At 57.2% G+C, this 21,503-nt stretch carries 19 protein-coding genes and 2 pseudogenes; 7 read left to right on the top strand and 14 right to left on the bottom strand.

The window, feature by feature from the left end:
* Positions 1-15: 15 nt before the first annotated feature.
* On the top strand, positions 16-336 hold the full coding sequence (locus tag JZ655_RS10285) for an ArsR/SmtB family transcription factor (RefSeq protein ID WP_040075613.1): 321 nt from the start codon (positions 16-18) through the stop codon (positions 334-336).
* Positions 337-355: 19 nt separating this feature from the next.
* Here the strand turns inward: JZ655_RS10285 and JZ655_RS10280 are convergent, their stop codons facing one another.
* Positions 356-1,231 (bottom strand): MBL fold metallo-hydrolase, encoded by an 876-nt coding sequence (locus JZ655_RS10280; protein ID WP_207293754.1) that lies wholly within the window; start codon positions 1,229-1,231, stop codon positions 356-358.
* A gap of 119 nt (positions 1,232-1,350) precedes the next feature.
* On the opposite strand from JZ655_RS10280, the gene JZ655_RS10275 reads away from it, so the two are divergent.
* Entirely contained in the window at positions 1,351-2,274 is a 924-nt protein-coding gene (locus JZ655_RS10275) for a LysR family transcriptional regulator (protein ID WP_207293753.1), read from the top strand.
* 145 nt (positions 2,275-2,419) lie between these two features.
* On the opposite strand, the gene pptA is transcribed toward JZ655_RS10275, so the two are convergent.
* The 10 genes and pseudogenes from pptA to JZ655_RS10220 form a co-directional block, all read right to left on the bottom strand.
* Positions 2,420-2,650, bottom strand: a complete 231-nt coding sequence (pptA, locus tag JZ655_RS10270) for a tautomerase PptA (RefSeq protein ID WP_040075610.1) — start codon at positions 2,648-2,650, stop codon at positions 2,420-2,422.
* Positions 2,651-2,686: 36 nt separating this feature from the next.
* On the bottom strand, positions 2,687-3,304 hold the full coding sequence (locus JZ655_RS10265; RefSeq protein ID WP_207293752.1) for a glutathione S-transferase family protein: 618 nt from the start codon (positions 3,302-3,304) through the stop codon (positions 2,687-2,689).
* Between the two features lie 40 nt (positions 3,305-3,344).
* Entirely contained in the window at positions 3,345-4,232 is an 888-nt protein-coding gene (locus JZ655_RS10260) for a transporter substrate-binding domain-containing protein (RefSeq protein WP_207293751.1), read from the bottom strand.
* A gap of 9 nt (positions 4,233-4,241) precedes the next feature.
* On the bottom strand, positions 4,242-5,015 hold the full coding sequence (locus tag JZ655_RS10255; protein WP_040075606.1) for an amino acid ABC transporter ATP-binding protein: 774 nt from the start codon (positions 5,013-5,015) through the stop codon (positions 4,242-4,244).
* On the bottom strand, positions 4,999-5,925 hold the full coding sequence (locus JZ655_RS10250; protein ID WP_207293750.1) for an amino acid ABC transporter permease: 927 nt from the start codon (positions 5,923-5,925) through the stop codon (positions 4,999-5,001). Before JZ655_RS10250 ends, JZ655_RS10255 begins: the two co-directional genes overlap by 17 nt.
* A 10-nt stretch (positions 5,926-5,935) precedes the next feature.
* Entirely contained in the window at positions 5,936-6,445 is a 510-nt protein-coding gene (locus JZ655_RS10245) for a GNAT family N-acetyltransferase (RefSeq protein ID WP_207293749.1), read from the bottom strand.
* A gap of 9 nt (positions 6,446-6,454) precedes the next feature.
* Positions 6,455-8,718: pseudogene (locus tag JZ655_RS21370) on the bottom strand (NtaA/DmoA family FMN-dependent monooxygenase).
* A 16-nt stretch (positions 8,719-8,734) separates the two neighbouring features.
* Positions 8,735-9,856 (bottom strand): amidohydrolase, encoded by a 1,122-nt coding sequence (locus JZ655_RS10230; RefSeq protein ID WP_207293746.1) that lies wholly within the window; start codon positions 9,854-9,856, stop codon positions 8,735-8,737.
* Positions 9,853-10,833: an LLM class flavin-dependent oxidoreductase gene (locus JZ655_RS10225; protein WP_207293745.1), complete on the bottom strand. Its 981-nt coding sequence runs from the start codon at positions 10,831-10,833 to the stop codon at positions 9,853-9,855. Before JZ655_RS10225 ends, JZ655_RS10230 begins: the two co-directional genes overlap by 4 nt.
* Before the next feature lie 110 nt (positions 10,834-10,943).
* On the bottom strand, positions 10,944-11,483 hold the full coding sequence (locus JZ655_RS10220; protein WP_207293744.1) for an AAA family ATPase: 540 nt from the start codon (positions 11,481-11,483) through the stop codon (positions 10,944-10,946).
* Between the two features lie 372 nt (positions 11,484-11,855).
* Between JZ655_RS10220 and JZ655_RS10215 the strand changes: the two genes are divergently transcribed.
* Together JZ655_RS10215 and JZ655_RS10210 are read left to right on the top strand one after the other, a co-directional pair.
* Positions 11,856-12,553, top strand: a protein-coding gene (locus JZ655_RS10215) for an IS1-like element IS1A family transposase (RefSeq protein WP_242637262.1) whose coding sequence is annotated in 2 segments (ribosomal slippage) — positions 11,856-12,105 and positions 12,105-12,553 — 699 coding nt in all. Because the reading frame shifts where the segments join, the coding sequence is not laid out codon by codon here.
* Between the two features lie 131 nt (positions 12,554-12,684).
* Positions 12,685-13,632, top strand: a pseudogene (locus JZ655_RS10210) (methyl-accepting chemotaxis protein); the annotation flags it as partial.
* Between the two features lie 29 nt (positions 13,633-13,661).
* Here JZ655_RS10210 and JZ655_RS10205 read toward each other — a convergent pair.
* Positions 13,662-14,060, bottom strand: coding sequence for a (R)-mandelonitrile lyase (locus JZ655_RS10205; protein ID WP_207293743.1), 399 nt, complete (start codon positions 14,058-14,060; stop codon positions 13,662-13,664).
* A 110-nt stretch (positions 14,061-14,170) separates the two neighbouring features.
* Here JZ655_RS10205 and JZ655_RS10200 point away from each other — a divergent pair, with 110 nt between their 5' ends.
* On the top strand, positions 14,171-15,061 hold the full coding sequence (locus tag JZ655_RS10200) for a LysR family transcriptional regulator (protein ID WP_207293742.1): 891 nt from the start codon (positions 14,171-14,173) through the stop codon (positions 15,059-15,061).
* Between the two features lies 1 nt (position 15,062).
* Here JZ655_RS10200 and JZ655_RS10195 read toward each other — a convergent pair whose 3' ends face one another.
* On the bottom strand, positions 15,063-16,046 hold the full coding sequence (locus JZ655_RS10195; RefSeq protein WP_207293741.1) for an aldo/keto reductase: 984 nt from the start codon (positions 16,044-16,046) through the stop codon (positions 15,063-15,065).
* A 425-nt stretch (positions 16,047-16,471) separates the two neighbouring features.
* Between JZ655_RS10195 and ansP the strand changes: the two genes are divergently transcribed.
* A complete protein-coding gene (gene ansP / locus JZ655_RS10190; protein ID WP_046885388.1) occupies positions 16,472-17,968 on the top strand; it encodes an L-asparagine permease in 1,497 nt (498 codons plus the stop codon).
* Between the two features lie 74 nt (positions 17,969-18,042).
* On the opposite strand, the gene yncE is transcribed toward ansP, so the two are convergent.
* Positions 18,043-19,104, bottom strand: coding sequence for a 7-bladed beta-propeller protein YncE (gene yncE, locus JZ655_RS10185; RefSeq protein ID WP_207293740.1), 1,062 nt, complete (start codon positions 19,102-19,104; stop codon positions 18,043-18,045).
* A 264-nt stretch (positions 19,105-19,368) separates the two neighbouring features.
* On the opposite strand from yncE, the gene pqqU reads away from it, so the two are divergent.
* The gene (gene pqqU / locus JZ655_RS10180) at positions 19,369-21,483 is read left to right on the top strand and encodes a TonB-dependent receptor PqqU (RefSeq protein ID WP_207293739.1); all 2,115 of its coding nucleotides are present in this window, start codon (positions 19,369-19,371) and stop codon (positions 21,481-21,483) included.
* Positions 21,484-21,503: the final 20 nt, after the last annotated feature.

Genomic DNA, 21,503 nt, shown 5'->3' with positions numbered 1-21,503 from the left:
TTATCCAGGAGCCTTATGATCCCTAACCATCCCGAACCGGAACAGATACAGCTGGAAAACGTGCTTTTAGCGCTGGGTAATCCGCTGCGTCTCGCCATCATCCGCCAGCTTGCAGACGGCAGCGAAGCAAGCTGCAACGCCCTGCGACCGCCGGATATCGCGAAATCGACCATGACACACCACTGGCGCGTACTGCGCGACAGCGGGGTCATCTGGCAGCGGCCACAGGGGCGAGAAAATATGATTTCATTGCGCAGCGAGGATCTGGATAATCGCTTTCCCGGCCTGCTGGAAACATTGTTGCGGGTGATGAATAACGAGGCTCCGCGCGCCTGAGTCAGGCGCGCCAGCGACATCAGAACGCCGGGGAGCCGCCGTCGTATTGCAGGCTAAATTTCGCATCGCCGCGCTTTACGCTGGCGCTTACCGGTGAATTGAAGTGCATACCGGTCACGCTGAGATTATCTGTCGCTACCCGCTCAAGCAGGCGTTTGCGCGTTGCCGCCGCGGTCTCCGGATCGCTGTCAAAGGCAATGGTGACATCCGGCTGCTCCACCTGGATATGCGGGAAATGGACGATATCCCCCCAGATTAATAGCGAATCCTGCGCGTTCCCGACCACATAGCCGGTATGCCCCGGCGTGTGACCAGGCAGTGGCACCGCCTGAATACCGGGCAAAATATCTTCCTGTGTGAAGGTCACCAGTCTGTCGTCATACGCGGCAAAGGCATTTTGTGCCAGCTCGAACGAGGGCTTAAACCTCTCTGGTGCGCTGGCCTGCATCGTTTTGTTGCGCCAGAACGCCAGTTCACGCTCGTGCACAAACAGCCGTTCAACATGGCGAAAATGGGGCGTGGCGAGCGGCCCGGCAAGGCCACCGATATGGTCTGGATGGGCATGTGTAAGCAGGACGGTGTTGATCTGCAAGGGATCAATTCCTGCCGCCGCCAGCGCCACCGGCAGCCGCCCGCCCCAGCCTTTGAAGTTGCCCGCGCCGCTATCCACCAACACCGTATGCTGCCCGGTCTGGATCACGTAGATGTTGATGTTCATACGTGGCAATGTGCTCACGCCCCGCGCCTGCAGCAGGGCTTCGGTTTTTGAGCCGCTGATCCCCGAAAGCAGCTCAAACGACCCATCCAGGTAGCCATCGCTGAGCATTGTAACGATGCTATCGCCCACTTTTTTCCGGTTGACCATGGGTGCCTGAACCTGGTGTGTTAACGGCATAATATGGCCTCTCTGGTTGGTGTGGCTTAAGCATAAGTCGTTGGTGAGGCAGTAAAAAGAGGCGCTTTCGTATTACACTGTTATCCACAGAGTAATAATCGTTAGCTGAGGCCATCCCGATGCGTGCCAGAATGTATGAACAGATGACCATTTTTGTTGAAGTCGCCGAACGGGGAAGCTTCGCCCGGGCGGCGGATGTGCTTCACCTGCATCGCCCCGCCGTGACCAAAGCCATCCAGCAGCTGGAAGAGGAGCTGGGTACGCGCTTACTGCGTCGCACCACCCGAAAAGTCAGCCTCACCTCTGAGGGCGAGCTCTTTTTCCAGCGGGCGAAAGGGTTGCTGCATGAGATGGAGGATGTGATGGCATCGTTTTCGCCGACGCGTCCTCCGCGCGGTCGACTACGCGTTGATACGCCACTCTCGCTGGCACATGCCGTACTGATCCCGGCGCTGAGGGACTTTCAGGCCCGTTATCCGGATATCGAACTGGAGCTGACCTCTTCCGATCATCGGGTTGATATGGTGGCTGAGGGCATTGATTGCGTGATCCGCCTTGGCGAATTACAGGACTCTACGCTGGTGTCACGACGTCTGGGTGATGCGCGGCTGGTCACCTGCGCTACGCCGGAATATCTGGCGCACTATGGCGTGCCCAGCACGCCGGAGGATCTCGCCAGACACCAGACCGTGATGTTTTTCAGCGGGCACAATCGGGTTGTGATGAAGTGGCGATTTATAAAAGAAGGTACGCCGGTGACGGTACACCCGGCCAGACACATGCTGGTCGACAACACCGATATTATGCTCTCCTGCGGGCTGTCGGGGCTGGGGATAATCCAGGGTATCCATGCGGTTATGGCCCCTCATCTCGCCGCCGGCCGACTTGTGGAAGTGCTCTCTGACTACACCACCGCATCGAAACCGGTCTCGGTTCTCTTTCCGGACCGACGCTATCTGACACCTAAAGTACGGGTCTTTATCGACTGGCTGAGCGAGCTTTTTGCCGCGAAATCCGGGGGTTTTAAAAGATTATTATCTTGATAGAAACAGTACGCGGAGAGCGGCGATGGTATTAACTCACAAGCCTTCCAGGTGAATGGCGTAAGAGAATGACCCGATGTCGCCCTCCTCCTATGCGCCATAATTCCGCCAAAAAAAAACGGTAACCTTCGTTACCGTCTTTGCCTTACAGAGAATATCCCGGCTTCTTAATCAGCTCGTCGAGCTTCGGGCCAATCTCCGTATCCCAGACCTGCGCTTTCCAGTCCGCTTCCTGAACTTCGTTAAGCGCCACGGAAACAGCGCGATCTTTACTGTTCAGGTGACGAACGATCACCTCGGCGATCTCCTCTGCCAGAGCGGTTTTTTGTTCGTCATTCAGATCGCGCGGGAAACATTTAATATCAACGTGTGGCATAAGCAGGGCTCCTTTATCAGTTAGCCTTTCACGCTATCAGATTATCTCGTTAGCTTTTAGGACCTTGTGCAGTTTAGCGAGCAGGCTCACCTTATCGGCGATGGCGACGATTTTGGGGGTATTGGCCGCGAACCACTCGCCGCGCGGCCCCCAGCTACGCCTCACCACAAGGTAGGCGTCGAGTAAGGTGAGCTGTTCGCCAAGGGCCCACGGCGTGGCCTTGAGATGGTTATCCAGCCACAGATAGAGCGATTTGCGATACTCCCGACAGTTTTCTTGCAGTTGCTGCGGTGCATCAGGCGCCCAGCGCTCCGGATAATCGGCGTAGGTAAAGGTGGGATAGACGTTAGCGACCAGCCAGATGAGTAAGCGCTGAAACTGCTGACGTTCACTGTGCCCTACCGGCGGCGCCAGTTCGGGGCAGCGGTCGAGGATCATCAGCGCAATCGCGGCGGTCTCCGTCATGATCTCGCCATTCTCCAGTTCTAGCGTGGGCACCTGGCACAGCGGGTTAAGCCGCTCAAGCCTTTCGCGCTGCGGCCCGGGGGCGTCAAAGCCCTCTACGTTGATAAACTGATACGGAATATCGGCGAGGGTCAGCATCACCTCACTGATTGCCGAGCCCCAGCCGGGTACGCCATAGACTTTAATCATGCTGCCTCCACGCAAGAGAAACCCTAAGTGTAGAGCAGCATTAGTAGGTTATCCCCGGCGGATTGACCTCCGATCGTTCCACCGCTTCGCCCTGCTCGCCCCAGCGCGCCAGCACCTGCTGATACTCCCCGCGCTGGATGGCTCCGTCCAGCGCCGCCTGCAGGGCATAGACCAGGCCATTGCCCTTCCTGGTGGTGGTTGCCACATAAGCCTTCTTCGGCCCTAACCCGACCACGCGGGTTTTGCCGGTGAGGGCCGCTTTGTAAGCTGAGACCGACTGCGGCCCGAAGAAGACATCCGCCCTGCCGGACTGTATATAGAGATTGCCCGAGGCATCGTCCGTCAGATAGACCGGCAGCGCCGGCTGGCGCCCCGTCCGAATATTTTCTTCATTCCAGCCCAGCAGGATCCGCTCCTGATTCGTCCCCGAGCCGACAATCACTTTTTTGCCCGCCAGATCGGCGGCCGTGTTGATCGACGCTATTTCGCTGGTGGATTTCACCGAAAACGCCAGCGAATCCACGCGATAGGTGGCAAAGTCGAACTTCTGCTTACGCTGCTCCGTCACCGCTATGTTCACCAGCGCCACGTCGTAGCGCCCGGCAATGATCCCCAGCGGCCAGTCTTCCCAGGCCACGGGAACCAGCTTCAGCTTTAACCCGAGACTGCCCGCCAGCAGCCGGGCAATATCCGGATCGCTGCCGATACGGGTGCGGTTATCGCTGGCCAGGAGCGCCAGCGGGGGCGAATTGAGGGCCGAGATCGCAACGGTCAGGATGCCCGGCTCGATAAAGCGATAATCTGGCGGGATCTTCGCCACCGCCTGTTTGTCGAGGGTTACCGTCAGCGGCTGTTCATTGGCCTGCAGATCAATGCTGGCGTGGCTGGCGGTGGATACGAGTAGCCCAGCCAGAAGTCCATATTTCATCTACGCTCCTTACAACACTTTCGAGAGGAACTGGCGCGTACGCGCATGGGAAGGACGGTTCAAAACTTCGTCGCTGCTACCCTGCTCCACAATTTTGCCATCGACCATAAACACCACCTGGTCCGCCACTTCGCGCGCAAAGCCAATCTCATGAGTCACCACGACCAGCGTGGTGCCCGAGCGGGCCAGCTTTTTAATCACATCCAGCACTTCGCCCACCAGCTCAGGATCAAGCGCCGAGGTAGGTTCATCAAACAGCATGACGCGCGGTCGCAGCGCCAGGGCGCGGGCGATGGCAATACGCTGCTGCTGCCCACCGGAGAGATGGCGCGACCAGGCGTCGGCCTTATCGCGCAGCCCTACCACATCCAGCAGCTCGTAAGCGCGTTCTATTGCCGCTTTACGGGTCAGCTTTTTGTGCGCCACGGGTGCTTCAATCAGGTTTTCCAGCACCGTCAAATGCGGGAAGAGGTTGAAGTTCTGGAACACATACCCCACGTTCACCCGCTGTTTGAGGATCGCTTTCTCTTTCAGTTCAAAGAGCTTGTCGCCCTGACGGCGATAGCCGATGTAGTCGCCATCTATCTGGATAAACCCTTCGTCCACCCGCTCCAGGTGGTTAATGGTGCGCAGCAGGGTCGATTTGCCCGAGCCGGAGGGGCCGAGGATCACCGTCACGGAACCCGGCGGGATCTCCAGCGAGACGTTATCCAGCGCCTTGTGGCGTCCAAAATACTTACTGACGCCGGTGATTGAAATATGTCCTTCAGGAGAGGCTGGCATGGATAGGCTCCTGTGTCTGGGTGGGAGTAACGGAACGGCTGCGGCTGGCGCTGCGGTTCTGGTTGACCGCGGAGCGACTCTCGCTGCGGGCGAGGCCGCGCTCCACCAGGTGTTGAATAGCCGAAAGGACGGTCGTGATCGCCAGATACCAGACGGCACCCACCATCAGCAGCGGTATCACCTCCTGGGTACGGTTGTAGATCATCTGAATGGTGTAAAAGAGCTCAGGCATCGCCAGCACGTAAACCATTGCCGTCCCCTTGGCGAGGCTGATGATCTCATTGAACCCGGCCGGCAGAATGGTGCGCAGCGCCTGGGGCAATATGATGCGCAGGGTGCGGCGCGAGGCGGGTAACCCCAACGCGGCGGCCGCTTCATACTGACCGTGATCCACCCCCAGAAAACCGCCGCGAATGATCTCGGCGGTATAGGCGCTCTGCACCAGCGTCAGCCCCACTACCGCGGTGGAGAACTGCCCGAGCACGTTAATGGTCTCAAAACGGCCCCAGGTGATCTGCGTAAAAGGCACTCCGAGAGAGAGCGTGTCGTATAGATACGAGAAGTTATAGAGAATAATCAGCACCACGATCAGCGGTAGCGAGCGGAATAGCCAGATATAGCCCCACGCAAGGCCACTGAGCAACCACGACGACGACAGACGCGCCAGCGCCAGCATGCCGCCAATCACCACACTCAGCGCGGTGCCAATCAGGGTGAGTAACAGCGTCTGCCCCACCCCCTCCAGGATGACCGGGTCGAAGAACCAGTGGGCAAACACCGCCCACTCCCAGCGCGGATTAAAGGCCACCGACTGTACGACCACAGCCAGCACAAAGAGCGCCACAACGGCCCCCAGGGTACGCAGCGGGTAGCGCGCCGGGACCACTTTGATGGTTTCAACGTTGTTCATTGTCACTTCCTCATGCGGTTTTACTGAGCGCTTCGCGCACCAGCGTTTTGGTGAAGCGCAGACGGCCATCGAACGGTGGCTGGCTGTACTCTTCCGGATCGCGATTCAGATCGAACTGCGGCTGATAACCCTGACTGAGATAGAGCCGCACCGCCTCTGGCTGGCGAAAACCGGTAGTAAGGTACATCTGGCTATAACCTGCACGCACTGCCCTGCGCTCCAGCTCCTGCACCACCCTGGCCGCCAGCCCCTGCTGACGCAGCGTTTTGTCCGTCCAGATCCGTTTGATCTCTGCGGTTTGGGCACTAAAGGCTTTATACGCGCCGGTGGCGATAATCACCCCGTTGCGCTCCAGCACAATAAACAGCCCCTGCGGCGGCAGATACCACTCGGTCAGTTCGACTTCCGCATCTTTCGAGAAGTAGTCGCCGTAGCGGTCGGCATACTCCTGGAACAGTCCTTCGAGAATCGGCTGCAGACTGGCATCTTGCGGCGAAACGTCGCGAAATAGCTCGCTCATGGGGCCTCCTTAGTCGCCAAGTCCGGCCGGATTCACTTCAGAGTGCGGAATACGCTCCACACCCTCGCCCCAGCGGTTGAGTACCTTGTCGTAATCGCCGTTTTTGATCGCTCCGTTGAGCGCGGTCTGCACCGGCTCGACCAGGCCACCGCCTTTTTTCAGCGTCACGGCGATATGCGCCGCCTTCGGCCAGCCGCCATCCACGCTACCCACCAATTTCGTTTTACCGGTGAGCGCGGCTTTCCAGGCCCCAATCACGTTCGGGCCAAAAAAGGCATCTGCGCGACCCGACTGGATCGCCAGGGTTTGCGCCGCGTCATCCTTGGTATAGACCGGGATAAAGGGCTTCAGCCCTTTTTTGAGGTTCTGCTCATTCCATGCCAGCAGGATGGCCTCCTGATTGGTGCCGGAGCCCACAATAATGCGCAGCCCGGCGATATCTTCCGCTTTCTCAATGGCGTGGATCGGACTGGAGGATTTAACGTAAAAACCGAGGGAGTCTTTTCGATAGGTGGCAAAGTCGAACTTCTCTTTGCGCGCTTTGGTCACGGTAATATTGCTGATTGCGGCATCATATTTGCCTGACGAGACCCCCAGCGGCCAGTCCTCCCAGGAGGTTGGCACCACGTTCAGCGTCAGCCCAAGGCTATCGGCGACGAGCCGCGCGACGTCGACTTCACTGCCCAGCAACGTTTTGTTGTCATCAGAAAAAACAGTCAGCGGCGGTGAATTTAACGCTGCCACCGCCACGGTAAATTTCCCCGGCACCGCAAAGCGATAGTCTTTCGGCAACTGTGCCACCGCTTCGTCGTTTTTCGGGGTATGGATCGGGGTTTTATTGGCCTCAAGGCTCACGCCGGTGCCGTTAATATTGACATTCTCTGCCCAGACGGCAGGGGTAAAGGCCAGCGCGAGCGCCAGAATAAGCGATGTTTTCTGCATAGCGGATGTCTCTTTTATTATTTTACGAACTGATTTTCAGGTTGCGTTAACCCCAGGCTGTCGCGCAGGGTGGAGCCGGGATAGTCGGTGCGGAACAGGCCGCGGGCCTGCAGGATCGGCACCACCTCATCGACAAAGCGCGGGAAAGTCTCTGGCGTGCCGCCCTGAATGATAAAACCGTCCGCGCCCCGGGCGTCGAACCACTGCTGCAGACCGTCTGCCACCTCTTGCGGGGTGCCGGAAAAGCGCGGGCGCGGTGAGGCCGCCTCCAGCGCAACCTGGCGCAGTGTGAGATTACGCTCGCGGGCATTGCGCTTGATCTCATCGGTGGTGCTGCGAAAGCTGTTCTGCCCCAGATCGCCGATGTCCGGGAAGGGTTCGTCGAGAGGATATTGCGCGAAATCGTGATGCTCGAAATAACGCCCCAGATAGTTGAGCGCGTCATGAATGGACACTAACGCCGCCGTGGTTTGATATTGTTGCTCTACGTCATCGGCATCTTTACCCACGATGACGCTCACCCCCTGAAAAATATGTAACTCCTCGGGGCGGCGGCCGTGTAATTCGAGCTGTTGTTTAACATCCTGATAGAAGGCGCGGGCCTCCTGCAGGCTGTCGTGGTGAGTAAAAATGGCGTCGGCATGTTTCGCCGCCAGCTTTTTGCCGTCGTCTGACGCCCCGGCCTGAAATACAATCGGTCGCCCCTGCGGCGTGCGCCCGATATTCAGCGGCCCTGCTACCTGGAAGAAATCGCCCCGGTGGTTAAGGGTATGCAGCTTTTCACGATCAAAGAACTGACCGCTCTCTTTATCACGAATAAAAGCGTCTGCCTCCCAGGAGTCCCAAAGCCCTTTTACCACCTCCAGATACTCGTCGGCGATGCGATAACGTAGCGCGTGCTCCGGATGTTTATCCCGGGAGAAGTTTTTCGCCGAGCCTTCCAGCGGTGAGGTCACCACGTTCCAGCCCGCGCGCCCGTTACTCAAGTGGTCGAGGCTGGCAAACTGCCGGGCCACGGTAAAGGGTTCGCTATAGGAGGTGGAGAGCGTGCCCACCAGTCCCAGGCGTGAGGTCAGGGTCGCCAGAGCGGATAATACCGTCAGGGGTTCGAAGCGATTTAAAAAATGCGGAATCGACTTCTCATTAATATAAAGACCGTCGGCGACAAAAATAAAGTCCAGCTTGCCCGCTTCCGCCTTTAACGCCGTCTCTTTAACAAAGTTAAAATTAATACTGGCATCGGCAATCGCCGCCGGATGGCGCCAGGCCGACATATTTCCGGAAGCACCATGCAGTATTGTCCCCAGTCGCAATTGTCGTGTTGCAGACATATTCACCCCTTAACGATTAAATGTGTTGTAACGCTTTCTCGGCAAGCTGCGCGAAATATCGGGCGGCGGGCTCGATTAATGCCTCGTCCGGATTGAACGCCGGATAGTGCAGTCCGAACGCGCTGGCACTGCCAATACTGACGAACGCACCAGGGATCTGCTGCAGGTACACCGCAAAATCTTCTCCCCCCATATGCAGTTCGGCGTGGTGGGTTTCGTAGCCGGTTTCCCTGGCCACGGCGGTGGCGAAATCAGCCCAGTGCTCATCGTTAACCAGCGCCGACGGGCCGGTGTACCAGGTGATATCAATCTGGGCGTTAAACGCGCTGGCAAAGCCGGCGGCAATTTCACTGACCCGATCTTTTACCTTCTGCTGCACCTGAGTGCTGTGGGTGCGCAGGGTCCCCTCCAGCTCGACGCTTTCCGGCAGGACGTTCCAGGTATTGCCCCCTTCGATACGGGTTACGCTGAGCACCACCGACTCCAGCGTATTAACATTACGGCTGGCCACGCTCTGCAGGGCCGTAACTAACTGGCTGGCGAGCACGATAGCGTCTGAGCCCTCATGCGGGCGCGCCGCATGGGCACCTTTACCGGTGATACGAAAGACAAAGCGATCGACGTTGGCATAGAACGGGCCCCCACGGGTGGCAAAGGCTCCCACCGGCAAACCGGGTTCGTTGTGCATGCCAAAGATAGCGCTGACACCCTGCAGGGCTCCCGCGCGGATCAGGCTTTTCGCGCCGCCAAAGTTCTCTTCTGCGGGCTGGAACAGAATACGCACGCGACCGGGCAGCGTGGCTTCACGGGCTTTTAGCTGTAGGGCCGCGCCGAGGATCACGCTGGTGTGAATATCGTGACCGCAGGCGTGCATCACCCCGGCGTGCTGCGAGCTAAACGCAACACCGCTGCGCTCGTCGATGGGTAAGGCATCAATATCGGCCCGCAGGGCGATCTGTTTCGGCCCGGTGCCGATCTCGGCGATCACGCCCGTCGGGATGTCATACGGGAGTACGGCGATCCCGGCGTTATCGAGCCAGCGGCGAATGCGGGCGGTGGTTTCCACTTCCTCGCCCGACAGCTCCGGGTAGCGATGCAGCTCGCGCCGCCAGGCGATCAGTTGTTCATTGAAGTTCATGCCAGCACCTCGCGGGTTTGCGCCAGCAGACGCAAGGACTGCGCCCGGCTCTGCCCGTCGGCGATCGGCGTATCGATAATAAATTCGTCGATGCCCCAGCGGTCATGCAGCGCCTGCAATTGCGCCGCCACAGACTCTGCGGTGCCTGCCAGCAGCGACTGGGCGCGGCGGGCAATACGCAGCGGCTCGCTACCCGCCTGGCGTGCGAAAGCGTAAGCCTGCTCTTCGCTGGCTACCGACACGCGCTGGCCGTTCACCAGCTCCACGCCCCACACCTCGACCTTTTCCGCCAGGGCATCGGCCTGGGCCTGGGTCGGCGCGACGATGGCCTGCACGGCCACTATCACGTCCAGCGCACTGCTGGCGCGCCAGGTAGCAATGACATCGCGTAGCAGATCGGGGTCGCCGTTCAGGTGCGCGGCGAAGACAAAGTTCCAGTTAAGGCGCGCCGCCAGCAGTGCGCTCTCGATGCTGGCCCCCAGCAGATACCCCTGTACCGGAATGGCGGGCAGCGGAGTGGCACGCAGTTCGTTATCAGAGGGGGTTAGCCAGCCGTCCAGTTGGGTCAGTTGTTCGGCGAAACTGCCCTTCTCCTGCGGATTCACCCCCTGTTGCAGGGCGCGGGTCGAGAGCGGCAGCCCGCCCGGGGCTTTGCCAACGCCGAGATCGACCCGGCCAGGGGCGAGATTGGCCAGCACGTTGAAATTTTCTGCCACTTTATAGGGGCTGTAGTGTTGCAGCATTACGCCGCCAGAGCCGACGCGGATGCGGGAGGTCTGCCCGAGGATCCAGGCAATCAGTAACTCCGGGGATGGACTGGCCAGCTGCGCGGTGTTGTGGTGCTCGGCAATCCAGAAGCGATGGTAACCCCAGGCTTCGGCCTGCCTGGCCAGCTGTAAGGTACGCGCCAGCGCATCGGCGGCGGTGTCGTTTTCCGCGACGGGACTTTTATCCAGAATGCTGATTCGCCAGGACATGTTTTGTTCTCGTTTGACTTAACATGTCGTCATTATTAAAGGGCGATTTCAGCGCTGAGAAACAATTAATTTACATTTGGTTTGCCGGAAATCAGAAATAGCGCGGCGAATTAGGCCAATGCGCGCAACTCGGCAATCAGATCGTCGGCCTGCTGGCGTCGGGTTATCCGCACAAAGCGAATATGGGAAAATTGCGGGTTAGCCATGTCGGCTTCATAGCGCGCACGGTTGCTGCGCCAGGTTTTAATGGTCCAGAGCAGAACCGATTCGCGACTGAAGAAGGAACGGCGAAAGCTCTCGCGATTGCCGGTGCCGGGCCATAACTCTTGCTGGCTCCAGGCGCGTTTAGCTGCCCTCACTACCGCCTGGCGAAGCGTACGCATAAACCCGTAATCGACCCAGATAATCAGATCCACATCGCGCCACTTTACGGGACGCGTACGATTGTAGTTGCCATCCAGCACCCAGTCCGGCGTAGCACTGAGGACGTTTTCCAGCTTTGCAAAGAGCTCCTCATCAGGCGTACCTTGCCACGCTGGCCGCCAGTAGAGCGTATCCATTTCGATATAAGGGAGATGCAGTTCGGCGGCGAGGCGTCGCGCCAGGGTGCTTTTGCCACTGCCGCTGGTACCAATAAGATTGATCTTCACAAACGGGCTCCGTCAGGGATTATCGGGGGCGTATAATAGCGTTTTCACCTTGTTAATGAAACGGCAGTTCAAAACAATAGTTTTGCCCACGGATTCATATCGCGCTTTTTATTTCACTTAAGTCACCTCATTCACCCGCCCTGCTTATTAACATGGTGATGTTATTTTCATTTTTATTACATTATCGTCGGCACGGTATTAAAAATTATTTAATTTAGGCACTTTCTAATTCCAGATATTTTGTGGAGAATACGCCGCCTGGTTTATAAAAAATAAATACTTTATCTTGCCTGATACTTTATCAGGTAATCGCTATTGGTGATGCTGCCAACTTACTGATTTAGTGTATGATGGTGTTTTTGAGGTGCTCCAGTGGCTTCTGTTTCTATCAGCTGTCCCTCCTGTTCAGCTACTGACGGGGTGGTGCGTAACGGCAAAAGCACCGCCGGACATCAGCGCTATCTCTGCTCTCACTGCCGTAAAACATGGCAACTGCAGTTCACTTACACCGCTTCTCAACCCGGTACGCACCAGAAAATCATTGATATGGCCATGAATGGCGTTGGATGCCGGGCAACCGCCCGCATTATGGGCGTTGGCCTCAACACGATTTTACGTCACTTAAAAAACTCAGGCCGCAGTCGGTAACCTCGCGCATACAGCCGGGCAGTGACGTCATCGTCTGCGCGGAAATGGACGAACAGTGGGGCTATGTCGGGGCTAAATCGCTCCAGCGCTGGCTGTTTTACGCGTATGACAGGCTCCGGAAGACGGTTGTTGCGCACGTATTCGGTGAACGCACTATGGCGACGCTGGGGCGTCTTATGAGCCTGCTGTCACCCTTTGACGTGGTGATATGGATGACGGATGGCTGGCCGCTGTATGAATCCCGCCTGAAGGGAAAGCTGCACGTAATCAGCAAGCGATATACGCAGCGAATTGAGCGGCATAACCTGAATCTGAGGCAGCACCTGGCACGGCTGGGACGGAAGTCGCTGTCGTTCTCAAAATCGGTGGAGCTGCATGACAAAGTCATCGGGCATTATCTGAACATAAAACACTATCAATAAGTTGGAGTCATTACCCATTATTTAAGCGTATTAGCGCCGCCAGCCGGGTCAATTATGCAATGGTGATATTCGCCGCGCTGGCAATGACGACCCCTTTTTTATTTACTCAGCCGCTCTGGCAAGCCTTCGTGCTGGCCCTGTTATTTGTCTTGCAGGCGTGCTATCTCAATAGCCAGATTTGCCGCCCGCTAAAAACAATCGTTAAACAGATGCAGCGCGTCGTTTCGGGCCGAAAAACCGATTATTACCATTTTGACCGCGTTGATGAAATTGGGTTGATGATGCGCCTGGTAAACCAGTCCGGGTTGAATCTCAATTCGCTGGTTGACGACGTAGGAACTCAAATTACCGGTATTCGCGAGATCAGCCAGCGGGTAGCCACCGAGGGCGATGCGCTGCAGGCGCGTTCGGAGGAGATGGCGGACGATCTGCAGCAAACCGCCGCCGCCGTAGAAGAGATAGCCAGTGCGGTAAAACAGACCGCCGAAACAGCCCGCGAAGCGATCCTGATGGCCGACCAGACCCGTACCAGCGCAGACCATAGCGAAGCGATCATGAAGCAGACCATTGGCATGATGCAGGCGGTATCACAGGATAATAGCCAAATTGTCGACATTATCGGGGTGATTGATCGTATCGCGTTTCAGACCAATATTCTGGCGCTGAACGCCGCGGTTGAGGCCGCGCGCGCCGGGGACGCCGGTCGGGGCTTTGCGGTGGTGGCAGCCGAGGTGCGCCACCTGGCGCAGCACTCTGCCTCCGCTGCAAAAGAGATCAAAGCGCTGATTGAGAAAAACGTCGCCAGCGTTAACGCCGGCGTGGATAAAGTGGAGCAGACTGAAACCCACCTGAGCGCAATGATCGGCAACGTGCTGACCATGTCGACATTGATTAAAGAGATAGGCCACGCGACCCAGGAACAGACGCAGGCGTTGTCCCTTATCAATACCGCCATTTCACGTATTGGCGTGATGACCCATAACAATACCGCCATGGTTGATAACGTCACCCAGGCGGCAAATCACCTCACCCAACGCACCACCCGCCTGCAGCACGCGATTGCGGTATTTGGCGGCTAAACGGTCGCCCTTCGCCAGGTATCGGGCAGTTAGCGGCCCTGATACTGCTCGTCGCTGACCTTCTCCATCCACGTCACCGGGCTACCGTCCACCGATTCCGCAATAGCAATATGGATCATTGCGGTTTCGCTGCTCGCCCCGTGCCAGTGTTTTACGCCGGGTGGGATCCAGGCGATATCCCCTGCATTCAGCGCCTGCGCCTCTTCGCCCCATGCCTGCAGCCAGCCGCGCCCCTGGGTGACAATGAGCGTTTGTCCCAGCGGATGGGTGTGCCAGGCCGTGCGAGCGCCGGGTTCAAAGGTGACAGTTGCGCCACCGACGGTGGCGGGCCCGGTTGCCTGAAACGGGGCATCAATGCGTACGGCGCCGGTAAACCATGCTTCGGGGCCGCGCACGGAGGGCAGTGAACCATTTCGGATAATTTTCATTTTCGCTCCTGTTTAGCTGATGCGTTAACAGTAGCGCACCTCTGCTGCGCCGATTAGACTGCATAATCAGAAAGGAACCATGAGCCAAATTCATTAATGGGAAGCCCGGCATGCTGAAAGACAATTTTAACGATCTGCTCTCCTTTATGGTGGTGGCACGCGAGCGCAGCTTTACCCGTGCGGCGGCGCAGCTGGGGGTCTCTCAGTCGGCGCTTAGCCATGCGATGCGTAATCTGGAGGCGCGCCTTGATGTGCGCCTGCTGACCCGCACCACCCGCAGCGTGGCCCCCACCGAAGCGGGCGAGCAGTTATTTCTCCGTTTGCGTCCCCATCTGCTGGAGATTGAACAAGAGCTGACAGCCCTGCGCGATATGCGTGACAAACCGGCAGGGAATATTCGTATCACCGCCGGAGAGCATGCCATGTCGGCGGTGCTGTGGCCGGTACTGAAGCCGTTTATGGCGCAGTATCCCGATATCCATATTGAGGTGACGGTCGACAACGGGTTGACGGACATTGTTGATGGTCGCTTTGACGCGGGGATACGGCTTGGTGAGCAGGTGGCGAAAGATATGATCGCGGTACGGATCGCCCCGGATATGCGCATGGCAGTCGTCGGCTCGACCGCCTATTTTGCCCGTTACGGCGTGCCAGAAACGCCAGAACAGCTGGAAAACCACCGCTGCATCAATATGCGTTTACCGACGCGCGGTGGATTATATGCCTGGGAGTTTGAAAAAGAGGGCCGGGAGCTGCGGGTGCGGGTTGACGGGCAGCTTACGCTCAATAACCTGCCTCAGCGGCTGGATGCCGCCGAGGCCGGGTTAGGTCTGGCCTACGTGCCGGATGATACTGTCCAGCAGGCACTCGCCGAAGGTCGGTTGATTCGGGTACTGGAGGAGTGGTGCACGCCTTTCGATGGCTATCACCTCTACTACCCCAGCCGCCGTCAGCACACCACGGCCTTTGCCCTGTTTCTTGAGGCGTTACGTCAGCAATAGTTTATTTGCCGACGCGCGCCTGAAGATGTTTCGGATAGCGATCTCCCACTACATCAATACCCTCCAGCGCCTGGTTAATTCGTGCCAGCGCGTCAGGTGACAACGTCACCTCTGCGGCACCGAGGTTCTCCAGCAGACGGTGCTGTTTGGTGGTACCGGGAATGGGCACTATCCATGGCGCTTTCGCCAACAGCCACGCCAGGGCAATCTGCGCCGGGGTCACCCCCTGCTCTCTGGCGAGGCGTTGCACCACATCGATGAGCTGCTGATTCGCCAGCCGCGAGGCTTCGCTAAAACGCGGCACCTGATTACGGAAGTCCTGCGCATCAAACGTGGTCTGTGCGTTAATCGCGCCGGTCAGAAAACCTTTCCCGAGCGGGCTGAAGGGGACAAAGCCGATATTCAGCTCAGCCAGAAGCGGTAAAATGGCTTTCTCCGGCTCCCGCCACCAGAGGGAATATTCGCTCTGCAAAGCAGAAACCGGGCACACAGCATGGGCGCGGCGGATAGTCTCCACCCCTGCCTCAGAAAGTCCAAAATACTTAACCTTCCCCTCTGCAATCAGATCCCTGAGGGTACCGGCCACCTCCTCGATGTCCACATCCGGATCGACGCGGTGCTGATAATAGAGATCGATAACCTCGGTTTTCAGCCGTTTCAGCGATCCCTCCACGGCGGCGCGAATGTGCGCCGGTCGGCTGTTCAATACCTGACCCGGCTGCGTACAGTCGAAGCCGAACTTGGTAGCAATCACCACTTGATCACGTACCGGCGCCAGCGCCTCACCGACCACCTCTTCATTGGTGAACGGGCCGTAGATTTCAGCCGTATCAAACAAGGTCACTCCGTTTTCTACGGCGTTACGAATCAGAGAGATGGCCTGCGCTTTATCGGTTGCGGGGCCGTAGCCATAGCTTAGCCCCATGCAGCCCAGCCCGAGGGCGGATACCTGTAAACCGTTTGAACCTAACTGTCGCTGCTGCATTGTTTGCCTCATGAGGTTGTTAAATGACCTCAACAAGTGTGAATGGAAAATTTAATGAATACCACGCACGCAATACGCTTAATGTTATGAATTCTATTCATCAATCCCACTGTCCAATAATTAAGCAAACCTGATGGGTTGTACGCCATTTAAGCGAAATACAGTTTTAAAATTTTAACCGATTCAGCCCTCTGTAACCCGCGCCTGCTCTGACCAGACGAATTTTTTCGACCTCCATCACTTTCGACCCGTTATATTTTGCGTCACTTATTAATTGCGGGTAGGATGCTTCGCCATGTTTCGCCTATTCCACACGAAGAATAACTGGAAAGGGAGCATGTTTCCGGCCAAAGGCAATCGTTTGTGTCGCCGGGGCCGGAGAGAGGACATCCGAGGATGATTCAGACAGGTAAACAGGTAACTCAATGAAAACAAGCAATAAAAGCGCAGCCGACCATCAGGCGGCAAAACGTCGCTGGCTGGATGCCCACGAAGAGGGGTATCACAAGGCGATGGGCAACCGTCAGGTGCAGATGATCGCAATTGGCGGCGCAATCGGTACGGGGTTGTTTTTAGGTGCAGGCGCGCGCCTGCAGATGGCGGGTCCGGCGCTGGCGCTGGTCTATCTGGTATGCGGCATCTTCTCTTTCTTCATCTTACGCGCGTTGGGCGAACTGGTTTTACACCGCCCCTCCAGCGGCAGTTTTGTTTCCTATGCCCGTGAATTCCTCGGTGAAAAAGCCGCCTATGTTGCCGGCTGGATGTACTTCGTCAACTGGGCGATGACCGGTATTGTCGATATCACCGCCGTGGCGCTCTATATGCACTACTGGGGCGCGTTTGGCGATGTTCCGCAGTGGGTCTTCGCGCTGGGCGCGCTGGCGATTGTGGGCACCATGAACATGATTGGCGTGAAGTGGTTCGCCGAGATGGAGTTCTGGTTTGCGCTGGTAAAAGTTCTGGCGATTGTGATCTTCCTGGTGGTGGGTACCGTGTTTCTCGGTACCGGCAAGCCGCTGGACGGCAATGCCACCGGCTTCCATTTAATCACTGATAACGGCGGCCTCTTCCCGCACGGCCTGCTGCCTGCGCTGGTACTGGTTCAGGGCGTGGTCTTCGCCTTTGCCTCCATTGAGCTGGTCGGTACTGCGGCAGGCGAATGTAAAGATCCGCAGACGATGGTACCGAAAGCGATCAATAGCGTGATCTGGCGTATTGGCCTGTTCTATGTCGGCTCCGTGGTGCTGCTGGTACTGCTGCTGCCGTGGAATGCGTACCAGGCAGGTCAGAGTCCGTTCGTGACCTTCTTCTCGAAGCTGGGCGTGCCGTATGTGGGCAGCATCATGAACATCGTGGTGCTTACCGCCGCGCTCTCCAGCCTGAACTCAGGCCTCTACTCCACCGGCCGTATTCTGCGCTCTATGTCAATGGGTGGCTCTGCACCGAAGTTCATGTCAAAGATGAGCAAGCAGCAGGTTCCTTATGCCGGGATCCTCGCCACGCTGGTAGTCTATGTGTTTGGCGTGTTCCTGAACTATCTGGTGCCTTCTCAGGTATTTGAGATTGTGCTGAACGTTGCCGCGCTGGGCATTATCGCCTCCTGGGCCTTTATCGTGGTGTGCCAGATGCGTCTGCGCAAAGCCATCAAAGAGGGTAAAGCCGCCGAGGTGAAATTCAAGCTGCCGGGCGCACCGGTGACCTCCTGGCTCACCCTGCTGTTCCTGTTTAGCGTGCTGGTGCTGATGGCCTTTGACTACCCGAACGGGACCTACACCATCGCGACCATTCCGCTGCTGGCTATTCTGCTGGTTGCCGGCTGGTTCGGGGTGCGTAAGCGCGTGCATGAAATTCACAGCACTGCCCCGGTTCATGCTGAAGAGGGAAATCAGGATGGTCCGCTGGTTGAAGAGACCTCGCGTTAATCGAACTTAGCCACTAAAAAAAGGGAAGGCATAGTGCCTTCCCTTTTTATTTGCCTGCGTAAGGTCAACTACCCTTACAGCGCAATACGAATCACATCGTCAGGCTGGGTCGCTTCCTGCTGACGGGTAGACTTCTGCTTCACCGTCACGTACAGGGTTTTGCCATCGGCAGAGAGTGCCAGGCTATTCGGGAAGGTCGGGGTCTCGAAGGTTTTCGTCACTTTATAGGTTTTGGTGTCGATCACGCTCACTTTACCCGCTTCGCGATGCGTCACGTAGGCTTCATTACGCGTCGGGTTGAAGAGCACGGCCAGCGACTCTGGCGCCGCCACTTTCTTGATCACGCTGCCATCTTTCAGCGAGACAACCAGCACTTCCGGCTGTTTGGAGTCGGTAAGGAAAGCGCGCTGGCCCGCCACGTCCAGGCTCAGGTTCAGGTAGAAGTGCTCTTTCCCGTCATCCTGCAGTTTTTTACGGCTGAGAATTTTGTGGGTAGCGGTATCAATGGTCAGCAGTTCACCGTCGGCATTGGTGGTGTAAAGGCGTTTCGCCTGTGCATCCAGCGCCAGACCGGTGCTGAACTTACCGGTATTGGCGATAGTCTCTTTCAGCTTCAGCGTGGCGCCGTCCACAACCCAGATCACGCTCTCTTTGCCGATACCGGTGATATAGACGGTGTTGGTGGTGTCATCGGCCACCAGCTCGCGCGGCTGCAGCGGTTTAACCGTTTCGCTGCGCTGACGATCGTCCAGCACCAGGCGCCCTTTTACTTCACCCGTTTTCGCATCGATCGCGGTGACGGCGCTGTTGGTGGTATTGCCAAACCACAGGGTTTGCGTGGCGTTGTTGATGGTCGCGCCAAAAGGTTTCAAATCGTTATGAATGGCCTGAGTCACTTCGAGGGTGACGGGATCAAGACGATAGACCACCCCGCCTTTATCTGTTTTGCGGCTCTGGGTGGTGGCAACCCACAGCGCGTTCTCCTGCTGGCTGACGGCCATCTCGTAAGCGCCTTTCCCCACCGCTTTACGCAGCATCTCTTCGGCGGCATGGACATTGAACGTACCCGCTACCAGCAGAGAACCCAGCAGCAAAGAACCACGCAGACGCGGTGAGCACAGATGACGTAAATTCATAACAACTCCCTTTTAAACATAGGTGGAATGGCTGACATCGCTTCCGGCTGCAAAGTCATGGCTTTGCATTTATTGAATGCGAATACTAATCATTATTTATATGAATGTGGAGTAAATCTTGCCGCTTCCGTCGCGATCCGTCTTTTTTATCTACACTTGGATTAACGCAATGTGCGTTTATGGTTTTCAATACATTTACAAAACATTTAACATACACGCACATGTTCCATTTGGTACGTTTAATTCCACAATCGGCATCTATTCATGAAAATCATTTCTGCCAGTAAGGCAACGTTTCCCCTGCTGTTGGTTCCTGTCGTCTTTACCCCCGTTAACGCCATGGCTGCCGACGAACAGACCATGATCGTCAGCGCAACGCCGCAAACCGTTTCAGAACTGGACACCCCCGCCGCCGTCAGCGTGGTGAACGGCGAAGATATGCGTCAGGCTACGCCGCGCATTAACCTGTCGGAGTCGCTGGGCAGCGTGCCGGGCTTGCAGATTCAGAATCGCCAGAACTATGCCCAGGATCTGCAGTTGTCGATGCGTGGCTTTGGCGCCCGCTCTACCTTCGGCGTGCGCGGCATCCGTATGTATGTCGACGGCATCCCCGCGACGATGCCGGATGGCCAGGGGCAGACCTCCAATATCGATCTCAGCAGCGTCGAGAGCGTGGAAGTCTTACGCGGCCCCTTCTCTGCCCTGTATGGCAATGCCTCCGGCGGGGTGATCAACGTCGCCACCGAGACCGGCAAACAGCCAAATACCATTGAAGCCAGCAGCTACTATGGCAGCTTCGGCAGCTGGCGTTATGGCATGAAGGCCACCGGAGCGATGGGCGACGGCACCCAGCCGGGCGACGTGGATTACACCGTTTCAACCACCCGTTTCACCACCAAAGGCTATCGCGACCACAGCGGCGCGCGTAAAAATCTCGCCAACGCCAAACTGGGCGTGCGCATTGACGATGTCAGTAAGCTGACCCTGCTGTTCAACAGCGTGGATATTAAAGCCGACGATCCGGGCGGGCTGAGCGAACAGGAGTGGCGTGCTAATCCGACCCAGTCGCCGCGTGCCGAACAGTACAATACCCGCAAAAACATCAAACAGACGCAGGCCGGCTTGCGCTATGAGCGTCAACTGAGTCAGCAGGACGACCTGAGCGTGATGATGTACGCGGGTGAGCGTGAAATGACCCAGTACCAGTCGATCCCCATTGGTCCGCAGCAGAATCCAACGCACTCCGGCGGCGTGATTGATATGCAGCGTCATTATCAGGGTATCGACACCCGCTGGACCCACCGGGGCGAGCTGCTGGTGCCAATGACTTTCACCACCGGTCTTAATTACGAGAACATGAGTGAAAATCGCCGCGGCTATGAAAACTACGTGCGCAATAACGGCGTGCCTACTTTCGGCGAAAAAGGTAACCTGCGTCGCAAAGAACGCAACCTGATGTGGAACGTCGACCCCTATCTGCAGACTAGCTGGCAGCTAACCCAGAAGCTGACCCTGGACGCGGGCGTGCGTTACAGCTCGGTCTACTTTGACTCCAACGACCACTATATTCAGGGCAAAAATGGCGACGACAGCGGCGACGCCAGCTACCACAAATGGCTGCCGGCCAGCTCCCTGAAATATGCGGTGACCGACGGCTGGAATCTGTATGCCGCGGCCGGACGCGGGTTCGAAACCCCGACCATCAACGAACTCTCCTACCGCTCTGACGGCCAGGGCGGGCTTAACTTCGGCCTGAAGCCATCGACCAACAATACCTGGGAAGTGGGGAGCAAAACGCGCATTGGCAATGGTCTGCTGACCGCCGCGCTGTTCCGTACCGATACCGATGATGAGATTGTGGTCGATGCCAGCGGCGGCGGCCGTACCAGCTATAAAAACGCCGGGAAAACCCGCCGTCAGGGGGTCGAAGTGGCCCTGGATCAGCAGTTCGCCGAGAACTGGAAGCTGAAAATGGCGTGGACCTATCTGGATGCCACCTACCGCACGAACGTCTGTTCCGACAGCGACTGCAACGGTAACCGTATGCCGGGCATCGCCCGTAATATGGGCTTTGCCTCCTTTGGCTGGCAGCCTGTTGAGGGCTGGTACGCCGGCACCGATGTGCGCTATATGAGTGACATTATGGCGGACGATGAAAACACGGCGAAAGCCCCCTCCTATACCGTTGTTGGCCTGAACACCGGCTACAAGTTTAACTACGGTAACTGGGGAATGGACCTCTTTGGTCGCGTGGATAACCTGTTCGACAAAGAGTATGCCGGTTCGGTTATTGTCAATGAATCGAATGGGCGTTACTACGAACCCGCGCCGGGACGTAACTACGGCGTCGGTTTGTCGGTGTCGTACCGTTTCGAGTAATAAAAAAACCGGCAGCCTTG

Origin of the sequence: Leclercia pneumoniae (genome assembly GCF_017348915.1) — a bacterium.
Lineage (GTDB): Bacteria > Pseudomonadota > Gammaproteobacteria > Enterobacterales > Enterobacteriaceae > Enterobacter > Enterobacter pneumoniae.
Note: the sequence above shows the minus strand (reverse complement) of the source record. Positions and strands in the feature narration are given on the sequence as shown.

What these genes read in the sequence shown, in the direction of transcription:
- JZ655_RS10285 (WP_040075613.1), top strand. Translation starts at nt 16, where the DNA reads ATGATCCCTAACCATCCCGAACCGGAACAGATACAGCTGGAAAACGTG.
- JZ655_RS10280 (WP_207293754.1), bottom strand. Translation starts at nt 1,231, where the DNA reads ATGCCGTTAACACACCAGGTTCAGGCACCCATGGTCAACCGGAAAAAA.
- JZ655_RS10275 (WP_207293753.1), top strand. Translation starts at nt 1,351, where the DNA reads ATGCGTGCCAGAATGTATGAACAGATGACCATTTTTGTTGAAGTCGCC.
- pptA (WP_040075610.1), bottom strand. Translation starts at nt 2,650, where the DNA reads ATGCCACACGTTGATATTAAATGTTTCCCGCGCGATCTGAATGACGAA.
- JZ655_RS10265 (WP_207293752.1), bottom strand. Translation starts at nt 3,304, where the DNA reads ATGATTAAAGTCTATGGCGTACCCGGCTGGGGCTCGGCAATCAGTGAG.
- JZ655_RS10260 (WP_207293751.1), bottom strand. Translation starts at nt 4,232, where the DNA reads ATGAAATATGGACTTCTGGCTGGGCTACTCGTATCCACCGCCAGCCAC.
- JZ655_RS10255 (WP_040075606.1), bottom strand. Translation starts at nt 5,015, where the DNA reads ATGCCAGCCTCTCCTGAAGGACATATTTCAATCACCGGCGTCAGTAAG.
- JZ655_RS10250 (WP_207293750.1), bottom strand. Translation starts at nt 5,925, where the DNA reads ATGAACAACGTTGAAACCATCAAAGTGGTCCCGGCGCGCTACCCGCTG.
- JZ655_RS10245 (WP_207293749.1), bottom strand. Translation starts at nt 6,445, where the DNA reads ATGAGCGAGCTATTTCGCGACGTTTCGCCGCAAGATGCCAGTCTGCAG.
- JZ655_RS10230 (WP_207293746.1), bottom strand. Translation starts at nt 9,856, where the DNA reads ATGAACTTCAATGAACAACTGATCGCCTGGCGGCGCGAGCTGCATCGC.
- JZ655_RS10225 (WP_207293745.1), bottom strand. Translation starts at nt 10,833, where the DNA reads ATGTCCTGGCGAATCAGCATTCTGGATAAAAGTCCCGTCGCGGAAAAC.
- JZ655_RS10205 (WP_207293743.1), bottom strand. Translation starts at nt 14,060, where the DNA reads ATGAAAATTATCCGAAATGGTTCACTGCCCTCCGTGCGCGGCCCCGAA.
- JZ655_RS10200 (WP_207293742.1), top strand. Translation starts at nt 14,171, where the DNA reads ATGCTGAAAGACAATTTTAACGATCTGCTCTCCTTTATGGTGGTGGCA.
- JZ655_RS10195 (WP_207293741.1), bottom strand. Translation starts at nt 16,046, where the DNA reads ATGCAGCAGCGACAGTTAGGTTCAAACGGTTTACAGGTATCCGCCCTC.
- ansP (WP_046885388.1), top strand. Translation starts at nt 16,472, where the DNA reads ATGAAAACAAGCAATAAAAGCGCAGCCGACCATCAGGCGGCAAAACGT.
- yncE (WP_207293740.1), bottom strand. Translation starts at nt 19,104, where the DNA reads ATGAATTTACGTCATCTGTGCTCACCGCGTCTGCGTGGTTCTTTGCTG.
- pqqU (WP_207293739.1), top strand. Translation starts at nt 19,369, where the DNA reads ATGAAAATCATTTCTGCCAGTAAGGCAACGTTTCCCCTGCTGTTGGTT.